Below are 20,084 nucleotides of genomic sequence, written 5' to 3' on the forward strand. Positions count from 1 at the left end.
GGCCCCGCCATGGCCCAGTTCTTCATCGACCGCCCCATCTTCGCGTGGGTGCTCTCCATCGTCGTCATGCTCGCGGGGTTGATGGCGATCCGCACGCTGCCGCTCGAGCAATACCCCGACATCGCGCCACCGCGCGTGTCGATCAACGCCACCTACACCGGCGCCTCGGCCAAGACGGTCGAAGACTCGGTCACCCAGGTCATCGAGCAGCAGATGAAGGGGCTGGACAACCTGCTCTACATGCAGTCGACCAGCAACTCCTCGGGCGTGGCGCGCCTGTCGCTCACCTTCAACGCGGGCACCAACATCGACGTGGCCCAGATGCAGGTGCAGAACAAGCTGCAGCAGGCCATGTCGCGCCTGCCGCAGCAGGTGCAAAGCCGCGGCGTCACCGTCACCAAGGGCGGCAACGACTTTTTGCTGATCGTCTCGATGTACTCGGGCGACGGCAGCGCTTCCGCGGTGGACGTGGGCGACTACATCAGCAGCAACCTGGTCGACGTGATCAGCCGCATCGACGGCGTGGGCGAGGTGCAGACGCTGGGCACCGGCTACGCGATGCGCCTCTGGCTCGACCCCGACAAGTTGCGCAAGTACGCGCTGATGCCCTCGGATGTGGGCAACGCCATCACCGCGCAGAACGCGCAGGTCTCGGCCGGCCAGTTGGGCGCACTGCCCGCCGGCGCGCAGCAGCAGCTCAATGCCACGATCACCGCGCGCAGCAAGCTGCAGACGGTTTCGCAGTTCGAGAACGTGGTGCTTCGCGCCACGCCCGACGGCGCCGTGGTGCGCCTGCGCGACGTGGCGCGCGTGGAGCTCGGCGCCGAGAACCTCACGGTGCGCTCGCAGCTCGGCGGCCGTCCCGGCGCGGGCCTGGGCGTGGTGCTGGCCGACGGCGCCAACGCGGTGCAGGTGGCCGAGGCGGTGAAGGCCAAGGTGGCCGAGCTGCAGCCGCTCTTTCCGAACCAGCTGCAGACCTTCGTGAGCTACGACACCACGCCCTTCGTGAGCGCGTCCATCGACGAGGTGGTGAAGGCGCTGGCCGAGGCCATGCTGCTGGTCGTGCTGGTGATGTACGTCTTTCTGCAGAACTTCCGCGCGACGCTGATCCCGGCCATTGCGGTGCCGGTGGTGCTGCTGGGCACCTTCGGCGTGCTCTCCATGGCCGGCTACTCGATCAACACGCTCACCATGTTCGGCATGGTGCTGGCGATCGGCCTTCTGGTGGACGACGCCATCGTGGTGGTCGAGAACGTCGAACGCGTGATGCATGAAGAAGGCCTCTCGCCCAAGGAGGCCACGCGCAAATCGATGGCCGAGATCACGCCCGCGCTCGTGGGCATCGCGCTGGTGCTGTCGGCGGTGTTCATCCCGATGGCCTTCTTCGGCGGCTCGACCGGCGTGATCTACCGGCAGTTCTCGATCACCATCGTCTCGGCGATGGCGCTGTCGGTGTTCGTGGCGCTCACGCTCACGCCGGCGCTGTGCGCGACGCTGCTCAAGCCCGTCGCCAAGGGCCAGCACGCGGTGGCACGCCGGGGCGTGCTGGGCACGGTCGACCGCTTCTTCGCGGGCTTCAACCGCAACTTCGACAAGGGCGCCGACCGCTACCAGGGCATCGTCGGCGGCATCGTGCGGCGCGGCAAGCGCAGCCTCGTGGTGTACCTGCTGATCGCGGCCGCGATGGCGGTGCTGTTCATGCGCCTGCCCACCTCCTTCCTGCCCGACGAGGACCAGGCCTTCCTGCAGGTACAGGTGACGCTGCCGCCGGGCGCCTCGGACGCGCGGCTGCAGCCGGTGGTCACGCAGATGCAGGACTACTTCACCAAGCAGCCCGAGGTGGTAAGCGTGAACGTCATCACCGGGCAGAACGGCGACCAGAGTTCGGCGCGCGCCTTCGTGAAACTCAAGGACTGGGCCGAGCGCGAAGGCGAGGGGCAATCGGCCGCCGCGCTCGCGCGCCGCGCCAACAAGGATCTCTCGACCATCCGCGATGCGCGCGTGTTCGTGCTGCTGCCGCCGGCGGTGCGCGGGCTGGGCGCCAACGCTGGCTTCAACTTCCACCTGAAGGACATCAACGGCCTCGGCCACGACGCGCTGGTGAAGGCGCGCGACCAGGCCATCGACCTGCTCTCCAAACGCTCCGACGTGGTCGTGAACGTGCGCAGCAACAACCTGGACGACACGCCGCAGTTCGCGGTGGACATCGACGATGCGCGCGCCGGCGCGGCGAGCCTCGCCACGGCCGACATCGACAGCACGCTCTCCAGCGCGATGGGCGGCACCTACATCAACGACTTCCTGGACAACGGGCGCGTGAAGCGCGTGTACATGCAGGGCGACACCGCCTTCCGCATGCTGCCCGCCGACATCGATCGCTGGAGCGTTCGCAACAGCCTCGGGCAGATGGTGCCGTTCCCCGCGTTCTCGAGTTCGCGCTGGACCTACGGCTCGCCGCAGCTGCAGCGCTACAACGGCAGCCCGAGCTACGAGTTCGTGGGCGATGCCGCACCGGGCGTGAGCTCGGGCGATGCGATGGCCGCGGTGGACGAGGTGATGAAGCAGATGCCGCCCGGCATCGGCTACGAATGGACCGGCGCGTCGTTCCAGGAGCGGCTCTCGGGCGCGCAGGCGCCTGTGCTCTATGCAATTTCGATCCTGTTCGTGTTCCTGTGCCTCGCGGCGCTCTACGAGAGCTGGTCGGTGCCGTTCTCGGTGATCCTGGTGGTGCCGCTTGGCATCGTGGGCGCGCTGCTGTTCACCAGCTTCCGGGGCCTGAGCAACGACGTGTACTTCCAGGTCGGCTTGCTGACGACGGTGGGGCTCTCGTCGAAGAACGCGATCCTGATCGTGGAGTTCGCCAAGCAGTTGCAGGAACAGGGCAAGGGCGTGATCGAGGCGACGCTGGAAGCGGTGCGCCTGCGGCTGCGCCCGATCCTCATGACTTCGCTGGCCTTCGGCTTCGGCGTGCTGCCGCTGGCCATCGGCACCGGCGCGGGCGCGGGTGGCCGCCAGTCGATCGGCACCGCGGTGCTGGGCGGCATGGTGGTGGGCACCGCGCTCGGCATCTTCTTCGTGCCGCTGTTCTTCGCGTTGATCCGCGGGTGGCTGGAGGGAAGGCGCAAGCCGGCGAAGGCCGAAGTGACGGACGCATTGCCGGCGACCACCGCGGAACAGGGAGGCCACTGATGCGGCGCACATCCCTTTCTCGTTTTCCGTTGCGCACGCTGGCCTGTGCGGCCATGGCTTCGGCCGTGCTCTCGGGGTGCATCAACCTCGCGCCCACGTATGAAACGCCCGCCTCGCCGGTGCCCGAGGCCCTGCCCTCCACGGGCGTCACCGCGGCCACGCCGCTCGACGTCAGCTGGCGCGATTTCTTCGTCGACAAGCAACTGCAAGGCGTGATCGAACTCGCGCTCGCCAATAACCGCGACCTGCGCGTGGCGGCACTCAACATCGAGCGCGCACGCGCCCAGTACGGCATTGCGCGCGCGGGCCTGTTCCCGACCGTCGAGGGTGGCGCGGGCGGCAGCCGCTCGCGCACGCCGGGCAGCCTCTCGACCAGCGGCGAGGCGCGCATCTCCTCGCAGTACAGCGCCGACCTGGGCATGACGGCCTACGAGCTCGACCTGTTCGGCCGCGTGCGCAACCTGAGCGAATCGGCGCTGCAGAGCTACTTCCAGACCGAGGAAACCCGGCGCAGCACGCAGATCAGCCTGGTGGCGTCCGTCGCCACCGCCTGGCTGCAGCTGGCCGCGGACGAGCAGCGCCTGGCGCTCGCGCGCAGCACGCTGGAGAGCCAACGCAAGTCCTACGACCTGATCCAGCGCAGCCATGCGCTGGGTTCGCAATCGGGCCTGGCGCTCGCTCAATCGCAAAGCACGGTCGACGCCGCACGGGCGGATGCCGCCGCGTTCGACAGCCTCGTGGAGCAGGACCGCAACGCGCTCACGCTGTTGGTCGGTACCACGCCGCCAGCAGAGCTGCTGCCGACCACAGCGACGGCCGAAGCCGCGCAACTGCTCGTGCCACCGGCCGGCCTCTCGTCGAGCGTGCTGCAGCAGCGCCCCGACGTCCGCGCCGCCGAGCACGCCCTTCGCGCAAGCAACGCCGACATCGGCGCGGCGCGCGCCGCCTTCTTTCCGCGCATCGCGCTCACGGCTTCGGCGGGCACGGCGAGCAGCACGCTCTCGGGCCTGTTTACGAGCGGCAGCAAGGCGTGGAGCTTTGCGCCTTCGGTGAGCGTGCCGATCTTCGACGGCGGCGCGAACCGCTCGAACCTGAAGGTGGCCGAGGCGCAGCAGAAGATCCAGCTCGCGACCTACGAGAAGACCGTGCAGACGGCCTTCCGCGAAGTGGCCGATGCGCTGGCCGAGCGCCGCACGCTGGCCGAACGGCTCGATGCGCAGCGCTCGCTGCTGGGCGCGACCTCGCGCAGCTTCGAGTTGTCGCAGTCGCTTTTCAGGAGCGGCGCGACGAGCTTCCTCGATGTGCTGGATGCGCAGCGCGCGCACTACGCGGCGCAGCAGACGCTGATTGGCCTGCAACTCACCGAGCAGACCAACCGGCTCACGATCTACAGGACGCTGGGCGGCGGCTGGAGCGAGGGCGGCGACGGGAACGGCTGACTAGGCCGCTGCCTCCGGCGCCGGCCGCAGCAGCCAGCGCACTTCCTGCGTCTGCTCGCTGTTCGGATAGCGCGACTCCATCGTGGTGAGGATGGGCTGCGCCATATCGGCGCGCCCCAGGCCCTGCACCAGCGCGCGGGCCGCGAGTTCATAAGCCTGAGGAATCGCCTCGTGGCCCCGAAATCGCCGATCGAAGCCCGACAGCAACGCCAGCGTGGCGTGCGCATCGCCGTTGCGCCATTCGGCACGCGCCATCGCGATCACCATGACGGCGTCGTCGAGCGCGAACGTCTTGTCCTTCTCGCGGCAGGCCTTGAAGACCTTGAGCGCTTCGGACGACAAATCGCGCCGCATCAGGAGCGGAATGAAGCGCTTGGCCTGGTCGAGCAGCGTGCTCTGCTTGTCCGGCATCATCGACAGCACCCGGTAATAGCGGCGCTGCGCGGCCAGGTCGTCGATGGGGGCAGTGCGCTGTGCCTCGTAGGCGGTGCCCAGCGCGGCGGCCAGGTCGCCTTCGGTGATGAACTGCGCCACCTCGGCATCGATGCGCTGCGCGGCGATCTGCGCGGGCGTGCGGCGATCCACCGGCATGCCCTCGCCCACACCGCCGCCGGGCACCACGTCGATGCCGAAGGCGTCGTGGTGCTGGTACATCACGTAGCCGAGCAGGCTCGCCATGACCCAGCCGAAGTAGATGAACGCGAAGTTGACGATCGGCAGGATGATCCGCCCGTCGAACATCGGCACCACCATCGAAATGGCGATCTGCGCGCCCGTGCTCAGCATGAACAGGAACAGGCACAGCAGCGCATAGGGCCAGCCGACGGTGCGGATCGCATCCCACACATGCCCCGGGTTCATCGCCTGGAAGAAACTGCCCGACTGCACCAGCACCAGCACCGCGGCCGGGAAGCTGAACGACATGACGAACAGCGCGACGGTGCCCAGCACCGGCTCGTACCACGCGAGCCAGGCGATCAGGACGCCCTGCACCAGCGAGATGGCGAAGAGCTTCCACGGGAGATACGTCCACTCGTCGCTCGACTCGCGCCCGAACTCGGACGACTGCCAGATGCCGCGTGCGCCCAGCGCGGTGATCTTGAAGCCGTAGCGGCTGGCGGCCAGCATGATGCCGATCTCGATGACGATGAATGCCAGCGCATCGGGCAGGAAGAAGATCGCCTCGAACAGCAGGCTGCAGAACGACAGCACGATGCCGTAGGCCAGCGGCCGCAACTGGAGCGGAAAGGCGAAGAAGCTGTTGAGGCGGTGCCAGAACGGCGGCGGGGGTGGCAGCGAATCCTGGACGATCATGGCCGGCCCTTGTTTATTTACGGAAGAACTCGCTCTGGCTCATGGCGCCGCGCCCACCGACGCGCACCACCGTGGCCTCTTCGGCATGCACCAGGCGCACCTGGCCCAACTCGCGCTCCAGGCGCTGGGTGAAGCTGGTCTTGAACTGCAGGAGCGACTCGCCCATCTTCAGCACGCTGGTGCCCTGCACGGAGGCGCTCTTGCGGTCGGGCGCGAGCTCGACCTTGTCGATCTGGTAGTCGTACTCGATGGCAAGGATGCTGCCGACCTGGTCGCTGATGCCACGCAGCTTCTCGAAGGTCCGGTGCTGGGCCTCGCAGGCCTCGTCGCGGTTGTGCGTGGTCTCCACCGTCTTGCCCATCATCGTGGTCTTGCTCTCGATGACGGCCTTGCGGCTGAGCTGCTTGCACAGCTTGTCGGCGTCGTTGGCGGAAATCGCGCGCGCTTCCTTGTGGTAATAGTCGCGCACCATCGGCTCGTCGAGCTTGCGGCCGCCGATAAAGAAGTACCACGCGCCCACGCAGAGCACGATGACGATCGCAATTTGCTTCATTCCACCTCCCGCGCTTGGCGGCCCGCTCCGATTTTGCGGGGCAGTATACGTTAACGAATGTTTCCAAAACCGGGGTTGACCGAGGTTCTGGCGGTCTGTTGTTTGAATCCGGCGACCCGGTGCGGCCGTACCTTGTCCATGCCCACCGATGCCCGACAATCCGCCGATGACAGCACCCAGCCCCGACGCCGAACTGATGGCGCTGATCGATCGGATCGGCCATCGCGACGAAGCCGCCCTGCGCCAGCTCTACGACCGCACCGCACCCAAGCTCATGGGCTTGGCGATGCGCGTGGTCCGGCAACGCGAATGGGCCGAGGATGTGTTGCAGGAGGCGTTTCTGACGGTCTGGCGCGTGGCCGGCGACTACCGCGCCTCGCTGAGCCCACCGCTCGCCTGGCTCGGCCTCATCGTGCGAAGCCGTGCGCTCGACCTCCTGCGCCGCCGTACCGCCGACCGCGCCCAGCTCACGCAGGAATTCGACGAGTTGATGGCCGACACGCTCGAATCCGATGCGCCCAACCCCGCCGACACAGCCGATGCGAGCGAACAGGCCTGGGCCCTGCACCAGTGCCTGAGTCAGCTCGAGAGCAAGCAGCGCGAAGTGGTCAGCCTCGCCTATCTGCGCGAAATGAGCCACGGCGAACTGGCCGAGCAGCTCAAGCTGCCGCTGGGCACGGTCAAGACCTGGATCCGGCGCGGCCTCGAGAAACTGCGCACCTGCATGGGACGCTTCGCGTGACATTCGTATGAAACTCACCGCCCACCCCGAACTGCTCGAACTGCTGGCCGCGAGCCACGCGCTCGGCACCTTGCGCGGCGGCGCGCGGCGCCGCTTCGAAGCCCTGGCGCGCGAACAGGCCCCGGTGCGCGCCGCGGCGCTTGTCTGGCAGAGCCGGCTCGCGAGCATGACCGAGCTGCAGAGCCCGATCGTTCCCGACGCCGCCGTCTGGACCCGCATCCGCAACATCATCGAAGCCGAAAAAGCGCAGCACGCCATCGAGCGGCAGCGCGACGACGCCAATGCCCGAGCCGCCGCCAAGCCCCAGCCACAAGGCGGGTGGCTCAGCAGCCTCACGCTCTGGCGCGGCGCCACGGCGGCCGGCGCGCTTGCGACCGTGCTGGCCGTGGTGGTCGGGCTGAACCTGCGCGACCAACTGGTCAACGCGCCGGCCGTGCAATACGTCGCCGTGCTGTCCGACGACCAGGCCGCCGCTTCGATGCTGGTGACCTTCGATCCGAAGAAAAAGCAGCTGGTGCTGCAGCGCGTGGGCACCTACAGCGAGGGCACCGACAAGTCGCTGCAGCTCTGGGCCCTGCCGCCCGGCGGCGCGCCGCGCTCGCTGGGCGTGCTCGACAACGCGCCGGCCCTGCGGCTGGCTGCGTCAGAATCCGATGTGCACCAGGTGCCGACCCTGGCCGTTACCCTGGAAGCCAAGGGCGGCGTGCCGCCGGGCAGCGGTCCGAAGGGCCCCGTCGTGTTCAAGGGCGCCCTGATCGAAAAAACAATCTGATTTGCTTTCTTCCGTCTTTCCGATGCCTTCGATGAAATCCGCGCTGGCCGCGGCCGCGCTGCTGATGGCGGCGCTCGCCTCCCACGCGCAAACCGCCTCGGCCGCCTTCCCCTACGAGGCAGACGGCGCCACCGCCGCCGACGCCACGTCCGAGTACCTCGCCGCCAAGGCGCGCTGGCACAACGAGCTCGCAGCCTTCGCGCGCGCCGACCAGGAGCGCCTGCCGCCCCCGGGCGGCGTGGTGTTCGTGGGCAGTTCCACCGTCCGCATGTGGACCCGCCTTGCGCAGGACTTTGCGCGCGTGCCAGGCGGCGTCGTCAACCGCGGCTTCGGTGGTTCGACGCTGGCCGACTGCAGCCTGTTCGCCCGCGAGCTGGTGGTGCGCTACAAGCCCCGGCAGGTGGTGGTGTACGCCGGCGACAACGACCTGGCCGAGGGCCGCACGCCGCTGCAGGTACTCGACAGCTTCGCGCGCTTTGCCAACACGGTGCGCGCCGAGTTGCCCGACGCCCGCATCAGCTTCATCTCGGTCAAGCCCAGCCCGTCGCGCGAGCAGCTGATGCCGCAGATCCGCGAGACCAACCACGTGATCTCGGCGTATCTCAACCTGCTGCCCAACAGCGAGTTCATCGACATCTACACGCCGATGCTCGGAGCCGACGGCCGGCCGCGGATGGAACTGTTTCGCGGGGACAGGCTGCACATGACGGATGAAGGCTACCGGCTGTGGCATTCGGTGATCGCGTCGCATCTGCCGGGCGCGAACCTGCCATCCGCGCCCGCCAGCCTGCCCTGAACCTGTTTCAGGCCTTCGCCGGCGCGGTCGGCATGTCGTCCGCCGGCGGCGGCACATCGGCGGCGCGCGTGAACCGCGCCACGAAATACATCCCCGCGAACACCGCCAGCAGCAAGAGGCCGTCGCCCCACCACGGCCGCGCGGTCTGGCTGTCGCCGTAGAAGGCCAGCACCAGCAGCACCGCCACGAGGTGCGCGCAGAACACCGGGAGCGACGCCGAACCCATCGCCTCGAGCCAATGCAGCCGCGGAATGCGGCGCATCAGCCAGGGCCCGAAACGCACCGCCAGGATGCCCAGCGCCACGAGGTTCACCAGGCGCAGCGGGCCGAGCTGCCACTTGTCGAACAGCAGGTTCAGTTCGACATCGCCGCCGAACGGCGCCTGGCCGTTGATGCCGGTGTGGCGCCAGTAGACCCCGTAGAGCGCGATGCCCGCCGCCAGCAACAGCAGCCACCACGGAAAGCGCAGCGGCCGCGCCTCGGGCCCGTTGCGGGTGGCGCCGATGCACAGGCCCGCGAACCAGAGGAACTGCCAGGCGTAGGTGTTGAAGGCGCCCATCTCGTGGAACGGCACCGGAATGTGCAGGTAGTGCACAGCGAGGCCGTAGATCCACTCGCTGACGCCGAACTGCGCCGCCGCCCAGACGACGACGCTGGCCACCATCACCAGCGTCCAGCCGTGGCGCATGGCGAAGGCCAGCACCCAGGGGCTCATGAGCATGAAGAAGATGTACATCGGCAGGATGTCGAGCAGCGCCGGCTCGTAGATCAGCAGCAGGCCGAAGAAGAAGCCGTCGCGCGGCTCCGCCAGGTAGTACGACACCAGGTTCTTCACCGCCGGCTGGTCGATGTGCAGTCCGAGCGCGGCGATCACGGTAAAGAGGAACAGCAGGATCGCCGCCTGGCACAGGTAGACCTTGACCACGCGCCGCCAGAACGCGACGCGCATCGATTCGACCCCGCGCACGTAGCCGATGCGGCTGTAGACCAGCCCCGCCACGAAGGCCGACAGCAAGACGAAGCCTTCTGCGGCCGAGACGAAGCCGAAGGGCTGTCCCAGCGGGTCGGTCAGGCGGGTGGGCAGGTGGGTGACGGTCATCAGCACGAGCATCAGCCCGCGCAAGGCGTCTATTTCCCAGTAGCGTTTCATCGGTCGGCGGCGAGGTCTTGGTGGCGGTCTGCGCGGCGCACGCACGACGGGTGGATTGTAAGAAGGCTGGCGTCATCCTTGCCTGACGGGGGTCGTGGACACGAACGACATATGACCGTTGGCACTGACGTTTTGAAGCACAAATCGGCTACGCTGCGCGCTGCCCCAAGGAGGAGATTCCGTGACCCGTTTCGTTCCCTCATTGCTCCTGGCCGCGAGCACGCTGCTGGCCGGCCCGAGCTTTGCCCTTCAGATCACCAGCCTGACCCCGCAGGGCGAGGTGGCGCGCGTGCGCCAGATCGTCGCCAAGTTCGACCAGGCTGCCGTCAATTTCGGCGACCCCAAGGCGCCCGCACCGCTCTCGGTGAGCTGCTCCGACGCACAGGCCGGCAAGGGCACCGGCCGCTGGACCGACGCCAAGGCCTGGGTCTACGACTTCGAGAACGACCTGCCGCCCGGCGTGCGCTGCACCGTCACCCGCATCCCCAGCTTCAAGCCCAGCGCCGGCGGCGAGCTGACCGGCCCGGAGCGCTACCAGTTCAACAGCGGCGGCCCGTTCGTGCGCAGCTACATGCCGGGCACCTACTCCCCCATCGACGAGCAGCAGATGTTCGTGCTGGAGCTCAACGGCGCGGCCACCCTGGAGAGCGTGCGCCAGAACGTCTGGTGCTCGGCCGATGGCGTGGGCGAGCGCATTCCGGTCAAGCTGCTCGACGGCGAGCAGCGCACCGGCGTACTCAAGGCCTTCAGCCGCGACAAGGCGGCCGAGAAAGATCCGCTGCGCTTCGTCACCATGCAGTGCAACCGCACGCTGACGCCGGGCACCAAGGTGCAGGTGGTCTACGGCAAGGGCGTGGCCACGCCTTCGGGCGTTGCCAACAACGTCGAGCGCCGGCTGGACTACCGAGTGCGCGAGCCCTTCGCCGTGTCCTTCACCTGCGAGCGCGAGAACGCGCAGTCCGCGTGCCTGCCGCTGCGGCCGATGCAGTTGCAGTTCAACGCGCCGGTCACGCGCAAGCTGGCTTCCCAGATCGAGCTCAAGGGCGACGGCAAGACGATCAAGGCCAAGCTGGACAACGATGGCGGCACGCAGAGCGACGACGACGTGGTCAACAACGTGAGCTTCGGCCCGCCGTTGGCCGAGAGCACGCAGTACAGCATCGAGCTGCCCTCCAAGTTCGAAGACGCCTCGGGCCGCCCGCTGGCCACGCCCGGCACCTTTCCGCTGAAAGTGGCGACCGGCGCGATGCCGCCGCTCGCCAAGTTCGCCGCCTCGCCCTTCGGCGTGATCGAGCGGCTGGCCGAGCCCGACACCCCGGCCATGATGCCGGTGACCGTGCGCCGCGTGGAGCCGCAACTGCTGGTGAACGCGCTCACGCCCGGCAAGGTGAGCGACATGAACCCGAAGACCGACGCGGAAATCATCGCGTGGTTCCGCAAGGTGCGCCGCTACGACAGCTACACCGTTTCGCGCGAGCAGGCGCGCAAGGACGTCAAGGGCGCGCTGCCCCCCGTGATCGACAAGGACGACCGCACCAGCCTGCAGACCCGCATGCTGTCGCTGCTGGCCGGCCAGCCGGGCGTGAAGGCGTTGGACATGCCCAAGTCGGACGCGGGAGATCCGCGTCCGTTCGAAGTCATCGGCATTCCGCTGACGCCGGGCTTCCACGTGCTGGAGATCGCCTCGCAAAAACTCGGCGAAGCCCTGCTCGACGAGCGCTATCCCGCCGGCCGCACGATGTACGTGCGCACCACCGCGCTGGCCACCAACCTGGCGGTGCACTTCAAGCTGGGCCGCGAGAACTCGATGGCCTGGGTCACCACGCTGGACAAGGGCAAGGTCGTCGCGGGCGCCGAGGTGCGCGTCTCCAGCTGCGACGGCAAGGCCGTGGCCACCGGCACCACCGATGCCAACGGCATCGTCACGCTGCAGGGCGTGTCGCCGCAGGCACCCAGTTGCAACGGCCCGAACGAATACGACAGCGGCGCCTGGTTCGTGAGCGCCCGCGCCAAGGACGACAAGGGCGTGGAAGACCTCGCCTTCACCTTCAGCGACTGGCAGCGCGGCATCGAGCCCTGGCGCTTCAACGTGCCCACCAACCTGCAACCCGAGCCCGACCGCATCGCCCACACCATCTTCGACCGCACGCTCTTGCGCGCCGGCGAAACGGTGTCGATGAAGAGCCTGATCCGCACACAGACCAGCAAGGGCTTCGGCCTGCCGGAAAACCGGCCCGACACGCTGGTCATCACGCATACGGGCAGCGGCCAGCGCTTCACCCAGCCGCTCACCTGGCGCAAGACCGCCACCGGTGGCCTGAGCGCGGAAAACAGCTTTGCCATTCCACCCGCCGCCAAGCTCGGCGTGTACGAGGTGATGCTGCGCAGCGGTGGCGGCAAGGACGCCAACGGCGACAGTGAAGAAGGCGAAGGCGACGAAGGCGGCGGCAGCCGCAGCTTCAGCACCGGCATGTTCCGCGTCGAGGAATTCCGCCTGCCCGTGCTCGAAGGCCGCATCTCGCCCACCGAGAAAAAACCGCTGGTGGCCGCAACGAGCGTGCCCACCGACGTGCAGATCAACTACGTGGCCGGCGGCGGTGCCGCCAACCTGCCGGTGCGGGTGTCGGCGATGGTGCGCGGCAAGAGCCTGAGCTTCTCCGACTACGACGCCTTCAGCTTCACCCCGCCGCGCGCCGACCAGGGCGACGGCACGCAGGCAGCCGCCGCAGCCGATACCGCAGGCGCCGACGAAGACATCAACAGCGCGAGCGACACCCGCGTGATCGCCGACAAGCTGCCGCTCACGCTGAACAAGGACGGCGCGGGCAAGGTCACGATCGACAAGGTGCCGAAGGTCAAGGCGGCGCGCGAGCTGCTGCTCGAAGCCACCTACGCCGACCCGAACGGCGAAGTGCAGACCATCCGCAGCACGCAGACGCTGTGGCCCGCTTCGGTCATCGCCGGTATCAAGACCGAAGGCTGGGTCTCCACCAGCCAGAAGCTCAAGTTCCAGGCGCTCGCGCTCGACCTCACGGGCAAGCCCCAGGCCGGCGTGACGCTCAACGTGCGCGCCGTGGCGCGCATCACCACCACCAGCCGCAAGCGCATGGTGGGCGGCTTCTACACCTACGACAACAAGACCGAGACCAAGGACATCGGCACCGTCTGCAGCGGCAAGAGCGATGCGCGCGGGCTGCTCCTGTGCGAATCGGAGCTGAAGGAAGCCGGCGAAGTCGAACTCATCGCCAGCGCCACCGACGGCGACGGCCGCGACAGCAAGGCCGTGAGCTCCGTCTACGTGACCAAGCAGGGCGAACTCTGGTTCGGCGGCGAAGACAACGACCGCATCGACGTGCTGCCCGAGAAGAAGAGCTACCAGCCCGGCGAGGTCGCCAAGTTCCAGGTGCGCAGCCCCTTCCGCTTCGCGACCGCGCTGGTCTCGGTGGAACGCGAAGGCATCATCGAAACGCACGTCGTGCAGCTCGACGGCAAGGACCCGACGGTCACCCTGCAGGTCAAGCCCGAATGGGGGCCGAACGCCTATATCAGCGTGCTCGCGCTGCGCGGCCGTTTGCGCGAAGTGCCGTGGTACAGCTTCTTCACCTGGGGCTTCAAGGCGCCGCGCGAGTGGTGGACGGCCTTCTGGTACGAGGGCAAGGAATACGTCGCGCCGACCGCGATGGTCGACCTGAGCAAGCCCGCCTATCGGCTGGGCATGGCCGAGATCCGCGTCGGCACGCGCGCCCACCAGCTGGACGTGACCGTCACCAGCGACAAGCCCAGCTACCCGATCCGCAGCAAGGCGCAGGTGACCATCACCGCCAAGCTGCCCGACGGTAAGCCCGCGGCGGGTGCCGAAGTGGCACTGGCCGCGGTCGACCAGGCGCTGCTGGAGCTGATGCCCAACGACAGCTGGAACCTGCTCAACGCGATGCTGCAGCGCCGCAGTTGGGGCGTGAGCACCTCCACCGCGCAGATGGAAATCGTCGGCCGGCGCCATTACGGGCGCAAGGCCGTGCCCGCGGGCGGCGGCGGCGGCAAGGGCCAGACGCGCGAACTGCTCGACACCCTGCTGGTGTGGAACCCGAAGGTGGTGCTCGATGCCAACGGCCAGGCCGTGGTGACAGTGCCGCTGAACGATGCGCTCACCACCTTCAAGATCGTGGCCGTGGCCGATTCGGGCACCAGCCTCTTCGGCACCGGGCAAGCGAGCATCCAGGCCACGCAGGACCTGCAGATCATCAGCGGCCTGCCGCCGCTGGTGCGCGAGGACGACCAGTTCCGCGCCCAGATCACGCTGCGCAACACCACGCAAAAGCCGATGAAGGTCGAGGCCACGCCGCGCGCCACGCTGCTCACGCTGGAGACGCAGACCGTGGACATCCCGGCCGGCGAAGCGCGTGAAGTGGCGTGGACCGTGACCGCGCCCGCGCAGCTCGCGCAGACGCGCGCCGAAGCCATCCTGTGGGAAATCGAGGCGAAAGACACCCTCGGCGGCGCGCGCGATGCGCTCAAGGTGCGCCAGCGCATCGTGCCCTCGGTGCCGCTCACGGTGCAGCAGGCCACGCTGGTGCAGATCGACGGCCCGTTCACGCTCGACGTGGCACCGCCGGCCGATGCCCTCCCGGGCCGCGGCGGCCTGAAGCTGTCTCTGCAGCCCAAGCTCGCCGAAGGCCTGCCGGGCGTGCGCGACTGGTTCGCGAACTACCCCTTCATCTGCCTCGAACAGAAGACCAGCAAGTCGGTGGGCCTGCGCGACGCGAAGATGTGGCAGGGCGTGCTGGCGACGCTGCCGACGTACCTGGACGGCGACGGCCTCGCCAACTACTTCCCGCCGCGCGACGGCGAAGCCAACCGCGGCAGCGACATCCTCACCTCGTACCTGCTCGCAGCGACGAACGAGGCCGCGCAGCTGAACCCCGCCTTCGCGCTCGCCGACGACGTGCGCGCGCCGATGGAATCGGGCCTGATCGCCTTTGTCGAAGGCCGCATCACGCGCGAGTTCTGGAGCCCGCGCAAGGACCTGGACGTGCGCAAGCTCGCCGCGCTCGAAGCACTCTCGCGCTACGGCAAGGCGAAGGGCAGCATGCTGGGCAGCATCACCATCGCGCCGAACCAGTGGCCCACCAGCGCGGTGATCGACTGGCTCAATATCCTGAAGCGCGTGAACGACGTGCCGCAGCGCCAGCAGCGCCTGGACGAAGCCAACAACGTGCTGAAGGCGCGCCTGTCCTACCAGGGCACCAAGCTCATCTTCAGCACCGAGCAGGACGACTACTGGTGGTGGCTCATGACCAACGGCGACGTCAACACCGCCCGCCTGCTGCTCAGCGTGATGGACGACCCGAGCTGGAAGGACGACATCGGCAAGCTCGCCAACGGCTTCATCGGCCGCCAGCAGAACGGCGCCTGGCACACCACCACCGCCAACTTGTGGGGTGGGCTCGCGCTGGAGAAATTCAGCAAGGTGTTCGAGAGCACACCGGTGGCCGGCGTCACGGCCGCCACGCTCGGCGCGGTCAAGGCCCAAGTCAACTGGAGCCAGGTCGAGCGCGTGAAGACCAGCGACGCGGCCGGTGCGCCGAACCAGACCACCTTCTTCGGCGCGCCCGCATCGCCGGGCAATCTGAAGAACAACACGATGTTCCTGCCGTGGGCCGCATCGCCTTCCGGTGCGCCGGTGCGCGACACGCTGCTGGTGACGCAGCAAGGTACCGGCAAGCCGTGGCTCACGCTGCAGTCGATTGCCGCGGTGCAGCTGAAGGCGCCGTTCGCCGCCGGCTACGCGATCAAGAAGACCATCACCCCGGTCGAGCAGGCCACCGCGGGCAAGTACACCCGCGGCGACGTGCTGCGCGTCACGCTGGAAGTGAACGCCAGTGCCGACATGACCTGGGTGGTGATCAGCGACCCGATCCCGGGCGGTGCGACCATCCTCGGCGGGGGCCTCGGCCGTGACTCGCAGATCGCCACGCAGGGCGAGAAGAAGTCCGGCGCCGGCTGGGCCGCTTTCGAAGAGCGCAGCTTCGAGGCCTTCCGCAGCTACTACGAGTACCTGCCCAAGGGCGTGGTGAAGATGGAATACACCGTGCGCCTGAACAACGTCGGCGACTTCGCGCTGCCGCCGAGCCGCGTCGAGGCGATGTACGCGCCCGAGATGTTCGGCGAGGCGCCGAATGCGCGGGTGAAGGTGGAGGCGGCGAAGTAACGAAGAACCAATGGTGAAGGTCGGCCGTCATGCCGCCTTCACCCGTTCTCGCCACCATCGCAGCGAACCCCACCAACAACCTGGAGAACCCATGGGCCTGGCCATTTCCGTCGGCATCCTCGCCGACCTGATCGAAAACGACCCCGAGAGCGCCGAGCATTTCGATGAGGACTTCGCGGTCGTGAACCGCAAGCTCGCCGAGGCGGGCCTTCCGCCGCACGTGGAGCCCCGCGTGCTGCCGCCGCTCGATTCGCGCGCACCCATCGACGGCCTGCCCTACTCGTTCATTCACTACCTGCGCCGCGCCTACGCACATCGCGTGACGACGCCCGGATGGATGGCCACGCCGCTGCCCGAAGACACTGACCCCACGGAAGACGAGACGCTCGAAGACGTGGCCAGCACCTTCGAGAGCCACCTGCTCTGCCATTCCGACGCGGAAGGTTTCTATGTGCCGGTCGACTTCGAGGAAGTGATCTTTGCCGAGGAAGACGAGACCGACCTGCCCGGCGGCATGCTCGGCTCGTCGTACCGCTTGCTCGAAGAACTGGTGCTGGTCGCGCCTGCGCTGGGCATCGCGCTCACGGACGGCCAGTTGTCGGACGAGGAAGCTGAACGGCTCAGCGACAGCATGGGCGAGGACGAAGGCCTCTACCGGGAAGTCGAGTCGTGGCTGCTGCTGTATGAGTCGGCCCGGTTGAGCATTGCGCACAAGACGGCAATTGTTTTCACCTGAGGAATGACCGCGGTTCGAGCGCTCACCCTGGCGGGGTTTCTGGTCTTCCTCCACCTCGGCGCACTGGCACAGCCGGTTCTCGTCGGGCAATGGAAGTCCGATGCCGATCGCACGATGCGATTCAACAAGGAGCGCGCACAGCTCGACGACAAGAAGGCGGCTTTTCTTTCCCAGTTGATGGGGAGGATGACTGTCACATTCACCAAGAACTCGATTGCCTACGACATGCCCGACGCGACCATGCGTCTCGGCGGTGGTCCGGTGCAACGATTTCAAGGCTTCAAGGAGACGCACCCTTACATCCGACTCGGGCACACGCGCAACACCGTGGCTGTGAAATCCAAGGCAGCGGTCGTCGGCAATGAAGCGATCACCGTCTACAACTTTGAGGATGCAAACACCATGTGGGTATATGTCGGGGGCGCAGACACGGGCTTCCCGGACGAGCATCTTCGTGAGTATTTCGTTCGCACCCGCTGAGCCTCCTTTTGGTACCGATGCCCCGCCACCTCGCCACCGTCACCCTCCTCGTCCACGACTACGACGAAGCCATCCGCTTCTTCACCGACGCGCTGCGCTTCGACCTCCTCGAAGACACGCCGCGCGGCCCGGGCAAGCGCTGGGTGGTGGTCGCGCCTTCGCGCAACGCGGGTGCCACGCTGCTGCTTGCCAAGGCCGCAAACGACGAACAGCAGGCGGCGGTCGGCAACCAGGTCGGCGGCCGCGTCTTCCTGTTCCTGCACACGCAGGATTTCGCCGCCGAGCACGCGCACATGAAGGCGCATGGCGTGCGCTTTCTCGAAGAACCGAGGCACGAGCCGCACGGCACGGTCGCGGTCTTCCAGGACCTCTGCGGCAACAAGTGGGATCTTCTCCAGCCTGCATAGGCCCCGACGAAAGCGCCCCATGAAACGCCTCATCGAAATCCGCACCTACCGCCTGAAGCCCGACACGCTCGACGCATTCCACGAAGCCATGCACGAGCGCGCCGTGCCGATGCTGCGCAGCAAGGGCATGGACGTGGTCACCTACGGAAAATCGGACCACGAGGAAGCCACGTACCACCTCGTTCGCGCCTACGACAGCCGCGAGGCGCTGGAGGCCGAACAGGCGGCGTTCTACGGATCTTCGGAGTGGCGCGACGGCCCGCGCAGCGCGCTGGTGGACCACATCGAGACCTACCTCAACACGCTGCTGTGGGTGTCGCTCGAGGGCATCGACAGCATGCGCGCCCTCGACGGCACGCCCTGAAACACACCGAGGTAGCGCGCGGCGCGGGGGCGGGCCTACACTCCCGCCTCGGTCATCACCCCGTGTTTTCTCATACTGAGGAGAACCCATGAACACCCTGGAAATCGCCAACAAGCTCGTGGCGCTCTGCAAGGAAGGAAAGTTCGACGAGGCCCGGGTGCTCTACGCACCCGAAGCCGTGAGCGTGGAGGCGGGCGGTCCGCCCGGCCAGTCGCGCGAGGCGGTCGGCCTTGCGGCCATCCAGGCCAAGGGCGAATGGTGGACCGCCAACCACGAGGTGCATTCCTGGCAGGTCGCGGGCCCGTGGCCGCATGACGACCGCTTCATCGTCGGCTTCAAGTTCGACGTGACCATGAAGCCCACCAAGCAACGCTTCACGATGGAAGAAATGGCGCTCTACACCGTCAAGGACGGCAAGATCGTGCGCGAGGAATTCTTCTATTCCATGGGCCAGTGAGTGAGGATATGCAGCGGAGTGTCGCGATGAGCCTCGAATGGCGCCACACGCTCGAAGCGCTCGACTGGAACGAGCTCTCCCGCCTCTACGAGATCGCCCCGCTCGGCCACAAGAAACCGGCCGACCTGCAGGTCGTGTTTTCCAACAGCCTGTTCAAGTGCCTCGTCTATGAAGATGGCCGGCTGGTCGGCGCCGGCCGCGCAGTGGCCGACGGCCTCGACTGCTCCTACATCTGCGACGTGGCGGTGCACCCGGACTGCCAGGGCACCGGCCTCGGCAAAGCGATCGTCGCGAAGCTCGTCGAGTTCTCGCGCGGGCATCGCAAGATCATCCTGTACGCGGTGGCGGGCAAGGAGCCCTTCTACAAGAAGCTGGGCTTCAAGCGCATGCGCACCGCGATGGCGATCTTCGGCAACGAGCAGCAGGCGCGCGAGCGTGGGCTGATCGACGACAGCTGACGGCGCCTGACGGTTACGGCCGTTACGCGGGTGACGAAGCGCAGGGCCGCCTGCGTTGTGAATGGCATGCGCGCGCCAGATGATCGGCATGTTCCATCACACGCAGCACACGACATGCCCCTGCTTCCACCGCCTTTCATGACCCCCACGCTCCGTGCCCGCCGCACCTTTCTCGCCCAGAGCGGCTGCGGCCTGCTCGCCGCCCTCGGCGCCATGCGCTTCGCCGATGCGGCCACGCCCGTCGCGCACGTGGAGGAGCGCCCTGACCTCGCCACTCACTTCAAGGAAGCGGGCGTGCGCGGAACCTGGGTGGTGCTCGACAGCGCCACCGCGAAGCTCACCGTGGTCGACCGCCGGCGCGCCGACAAGCTCTATAGCCCCGCATCGACCTTCAAGATCCCCAACAGCCTGATCGCGCTGGAGACCGGCGCGGTGAAGAACATCGACGAAATCCTCCCCTACGGCGGCGGCACCTACAAGCGCAAGGAATGGGAGCGCGACATGAACCTGCGCGACGCGATCCGTGTCTCGCACCTGCCGATCTACCGCGGGGTGGCGCGCCGCATCGGCCTCGCGCGCATGAACGAATGGATCGCGAAGCTGCACTACGGCAACGAGACGCTGGGCACCGAGGTCGACCAGTTCTGGGTGAACAACAAGCTGCAGATCTCCGCCGCCGAGCAGGTGCGCTTTTTGATGCGGCTCGCGCAGCGCAGCCTGCCGATGTCGATGCGCGCGCAGGACATGGTCCATGAGATCACGCTGCTGGAGAAGACGCCCACCCACACCCTGCATGGCAAGACCGGCTGGTACGAATCGCCCGGCTTCTCGCTCGGCTGGTGGGTCGGCTGGGTGGCGCAGGCGAACGGCAGCGTGCAGAGCTTTGCGCTGAACATCGACATGCACGGCGAGGCCGACGTGGCCAAGCGCATTCCCCTGGGCCGCAAGCTGCTCGCGCAGATGAACGTGCTCGCGGCCTAGGAACAACACCCCCATCGCCGGGCGCGTTGCGGGCAAAA

Annotated in this window: 16 protein-coding genes; 13 read left to right on the forward strand and 3 right to left on the reverse strand. The window is 67.5% G+C overall.

Annotation, left to right across the window (positions count from 1 at the left end):
- Nucleotides 1-9: 9 nt before the first annotated feature.
- Together QFZ83_RS21095 and QFZ83_RS21100 are read left to right on the forward strand one after the other, a co-directional pair.
- A complete protein-coding gene (locus QFZ83_RS21095) occupies nucleotides 10-3,189 on the forward strand; it encodes an efflux RND transporter permease subunit (RefSeq protein ID WP_306879851.1) in 3,180 nt (1,059 codons plus the stop codon).
- On the forward strand, nucleotides 3,189-4,628 hold the full coding sequence (locus QFZ83_RS21100) for an efflux transporter outer membrane subunit (protein WP_306879852.1): 1,440 nt from the start codon (nucleotides 3,189-3,191) through the stop codon (nucleotides 4,626-4,628). The genes QFZ83_RS21095 and QFZ83_RS21100 overlap by 1 nt, the downstream gene beginning before the upstream one ends.
- Here QFZ83_RS21100 and QFZ83_RS21105 read toward each other — a convergent pair whose 3' ends face one another.
- Nucleotides 4,629-5,942 (reverse strand): hypothetical protein, encoded by a 1,314-nt coding sequence (locus tag QFZ83_RS21105; RefSeq protein WP_306879854.1) that lies wholly within the window; start codon nucleotides 5,940-5,942, stop codon nucleotides 4,629-4,631. It lies immediately after the preceding gene.
- A 13-nt stretch (nucleotides 5,943-5,955) separates the two neighbouring features.
- Nucleotides 5,956-6,495: a hypothetical protein gene (locus QFZ83_RS21110; RefSeq protein WP_013539945.1), complete on the reverse strand. Its 540-nt coding sequence runs from the start codon at nucleotides 6,493-6,495 to the stop codon at nucleotides 5,956-5,958.
- A gap of 166 nt (nucleotides 6,496-6,661) precedes the next feature.
- Here QFZ83_RS21110 and QFZ83_RS21115 point away from each other — a divergent pair, with 166 nt between their 5' ends.
- Genes QFZ83_RS21115 through QFZ83_RS21125 form a run of 3 tightly spaced genes read left to right on the forward strand, consistent with a single transcriptional unit; the run spans nucleotide 6,662 to nucleotide 8,805 of the window.
- A complete protein-coding gene (locus tag QFZ83_RS21115) occupies nucleotides 6,662-7,237 on the forward strand; it encodes an RNA polymerase sigma factor (RefSeq protein WP_234974970.1) in 576 nt (191 codons plus the stop codon).
- 7 nt (nucleotides 7,238-7,244) lie between these two features.
- The gene (locus QFZ83_RS21120; protein ID WP_306879855.1) at nucleotides 7,245-8,009 is read left to right on the forward strand and encodes an anti-sigma factor domain-containing protein; all 765 of its coding nucleotides are present in this window, start codon (nucleotides 7,245-7,247) and stop codon (nucleotides 8,007-8,009) included.
- Nucleotides 8,010-8,040: 31 nt separating this feature from the next.
- Nucleotides 8,041-8,805 carry an SGNH/GDSL hydrolase family protein gene (locus QFZ83_RS21125; protein ID WP_306879856.1) on the forward strand — a complete coding sequence of 255 codons (765 nt, stop codon included), beginning with the start codon at nucleotides 8,041-8,043 and terminating at the stop codon, nucleotides 8,803-8,805.
- Nucleotides 8,806-8,812: 7 nt separating this feature from the next.
- Here the strand turns inward: QFZ83_RS21125 and opgC are convergent, their stop codons facing one another.
- Complete coding sequence (gene opgC / locus QFZ83_RS21130; RefSeq protein WP_306879857.1) at nucleotides 8,813-9,955, reverse strand: OpgC domain-containing protein; 1,143 nt, start codon at nucleotides 9,953-9,955, stop codon at nucleotides 8,813-8,815.
- Between the two features lie 181 nt (nucleotides 9,956-10,136).
- On the opposite strand from opgC, the gene QFZ83_RS21135 reads away from it, so the two are divergent.
- The 8 genes from QFZ83_RS21135 (at nucleotide 10,137) to blaOXA (ending at nucleotide 20,046) form a co-directional block, all read left to right on the forward strand.
- Nucleotides 10,137-16,163: an alpha-2-macroglobulin gene (locus tag QFZ83_RS21135; protein WP_306879858.1), complete on the forward strand. Its 6,027-nt coding sequence runs from the start codon at nucleotides 10,137-10,139 to the stop codon at nucleotides 16,161-16,163.
- A 91-nt stretch (nucleotides 16,164-16,254) separates the two neighbouring features.
- On the forward strand, nucleotides 16,255-16,899 hold the full coding sequence (locus tag QFZ83_RS21140; protein WP_306879859.1) for a hypothetical protein: 645 nt from the start codon (nucleotides 16,255-16,257) through the stop codon (nucleotides 16,897-16,899).
- A gap of 3 nt (nucleotides 16,900-16,902) precedes the next feature.
- Nucleotides 16,903-17,379 carry a hypothetical protein gene (locus tag QFZ83_RS21145; RefSeq protein WP_306879861.1) on the forward strand — a complete coding sequence of 159 codons (477 nt, stop codon included), beginning with the start codon at nucleotides 16,903-16,905 and terminating at the stop codon, nucleotides 17,377-17,379.
- 17 nt (nucleotides 17,380-17,396) lie between these two features.
- Complete coding sequence (locus QFZ83_RS21150) at nucleotides 17,397-17,786, forward strand: VOC family protein (RefSeq protein ID WP_306879862.1); 390 nt, start codon at nucleotides 17,397-17,399, stop codon at nucleotides 17,784-17,786.
- Nucleotides 17,787-17,805: 19 nt separating this feature from the next.
- Nucleotides 17,806-18,150 carry a putative quinol monooxygenase gene (locus QFZ83_RS21155; protein WP_306879864.1) on the forward strand — a complete coding sequence of 115 codons (345 nt, stop codon included), beginning with the start codon at nucleotides 17,806-17,808 and terminating at the stop codon, nucleotides 18,148-18,150.
- A gap of 88 nt (nucleotides 18,151-18,238) precedes the next feature.
- Entirely contained in the window at nucleotides 18,239-18,607 is a 369-nt protein-coding gene (locus QFZ83_RS21160; protein WP_013539937.1) for a nuclear transport factor 2 family protein, read from the forward strand.
- Between the two features lie 26 nt (nucleotides 18,608-18,633).
- Nucleotides 18,634-19,065, forward strand: coding sequence for a GNAT family N-acetyltransferase (locus QFZ83_RS21165; RefSeq protein ID WP_013539936.1), 432 nt, complete (start codon nucleotides 18,634-18,636; stop codon nucleotides 19,063-19,065).
- Nucleotides 19,066-19,203: 138 nt separating this feature from the next.
- The gene (blaOXA, locus tag QFZ83_RS21170) at nucleotides 19,204-20,046 is read left to right on the forward strand and encodes a class D beta-lactamase (RefSeq protein ID WP_306879867.1); all 843 of its coding nucleotides are present in this window, start codon (nucleotides 19,204-19,206) and stop codon (nucleotides 20,044-20,046) included.
- Nucleotides 20,047-20,084 lie beyond the last annotated feature (38 nt).

Origin of the sequence: Variovorax sp. W1I1 (genome assembly GCF_030815625.1) — a bacterium.
Classification (GTDB): Bacteria; Pseudomonadota; Gammaproteobacteria; order Burkholderiales; family Burkholderiaceae_C; genus Variovorax; species Variovorax paradoxus_C.

What these genes read in the sequence shown, in the direction of transcription:
- opgC (WP_306879857.1), bottom strand. Translation starts at nt 9,955, where the DNA reads ATGAAACGCTACTGGGAAATAGACGCCTTGCGCGGGCTGATGCTCGTG.
- QFZ83_RS21110 (WP_013539945.1), bottom strand. Translation starts at nt 6,495, where the DNA reads ATGAAGCAAATTGCGATCGTCATCGTGCTCTGCGTGGGCGCGTGGTAC.
- QFZ83_RS21125 (WP_306879856.1), top strand. Translation starts at nt 8,041, where the DNA reads ATGAAATCCGCGCTGGCCGCGGCCGCGCTGCTGATGGCGGCGCTCGCC.
- QFZ83_RS21165 (WP_013539936.1), top strand. Translation starts at nt 18,634, where the DNA reads ATGAGCCTCGAATGGCGCCACACGCTCGAAGCGCTCGACTGGAACGAG.
- QFZ83_RS21105 (WP_306879854.1), bottom strand. Translation starts at nt 5,942, where the DNA reads ATGATCGTCCAGGATTCGCTGCCACCCCCGCCGCCGTTCTGGCACCGC.
- QFZ83_RS21155 (WP_306879864.1), top strand. Translation starts at nt 17,806, where the DNA reads ATGAAACGCCTCATCGAAATCCGCACCTACCGCCTGAAGCCCGACACG.
- QFZ83_RS21095 (WP_306879851.1), top strand. Translation starts at nt 10, where the DNA reads ATGGCCCAGTTCTTCATCGACCGCCCCATCTTCGCGTGGGTGCTCTCC.
- QFZ83_RS21120 (WP_306879855.1), top strand. Translation starts at nt 7,245, where the DNA reads ATGAAACTCACCGCCCACCCCGAACTGCTCGAACTGCTGGCCGCGAGC.
- blaOXA (WP_306879867.1), top strand. Translation starts at nt 19,204, where the DNA reads ATGACCCCCACGCTCCGTGCCCGCCGCACCTTTCTCGCCCAGAGCGGC.
- QFZ83_RS21115 (WP_234974970.1), top strand. Translation starts at nt 6,662, where the DNA reads ATGACAGCACCCAGCCCCGACGCCGAACTGATGGCGCTGATCGATCGG.
- QFZ83_RS21140 (WP_306879859.1), top strand. Translation starts at nt 16,255, where the DNA reads ATGGGCCTGGCCATTTCCGTCGGCATCCTCGCCGACCTGATCGAAAAC.
- QFZ83_RS21160 (WP_013539937.1), top strand. Translation starts at nt 18,239, where the DNA reads ATGAACACCCTGGAAATCGCCAACAAGCTCGTGGCGCTCTGCAAGGAA.
- QFZ83_RS21100 (WP_306879852.1), top strand. Translation starts at nt 3,189, where the DNA reads ATGCGGCGCACATCCCTTTCTCGTTTTCCGTTGCGCACGCTGGCCTGT.
- QFZ83_RS21150 (WP_306879862.1), top strand. Translation starts at nt 17,397, where the DNA reads ATGCCCCGCCACCTCGCCACCGTCACCCTCCTCGTCCACGACTACGAC.
- QFZ83_RS21145 (WP_306879861.1), top strand. Translation starts at nt 16,903, where the DNA reads ATGACCGCGGTTCGAGCGCTCACCCTGGCGGGGTTTCTGGTCTTCCTC.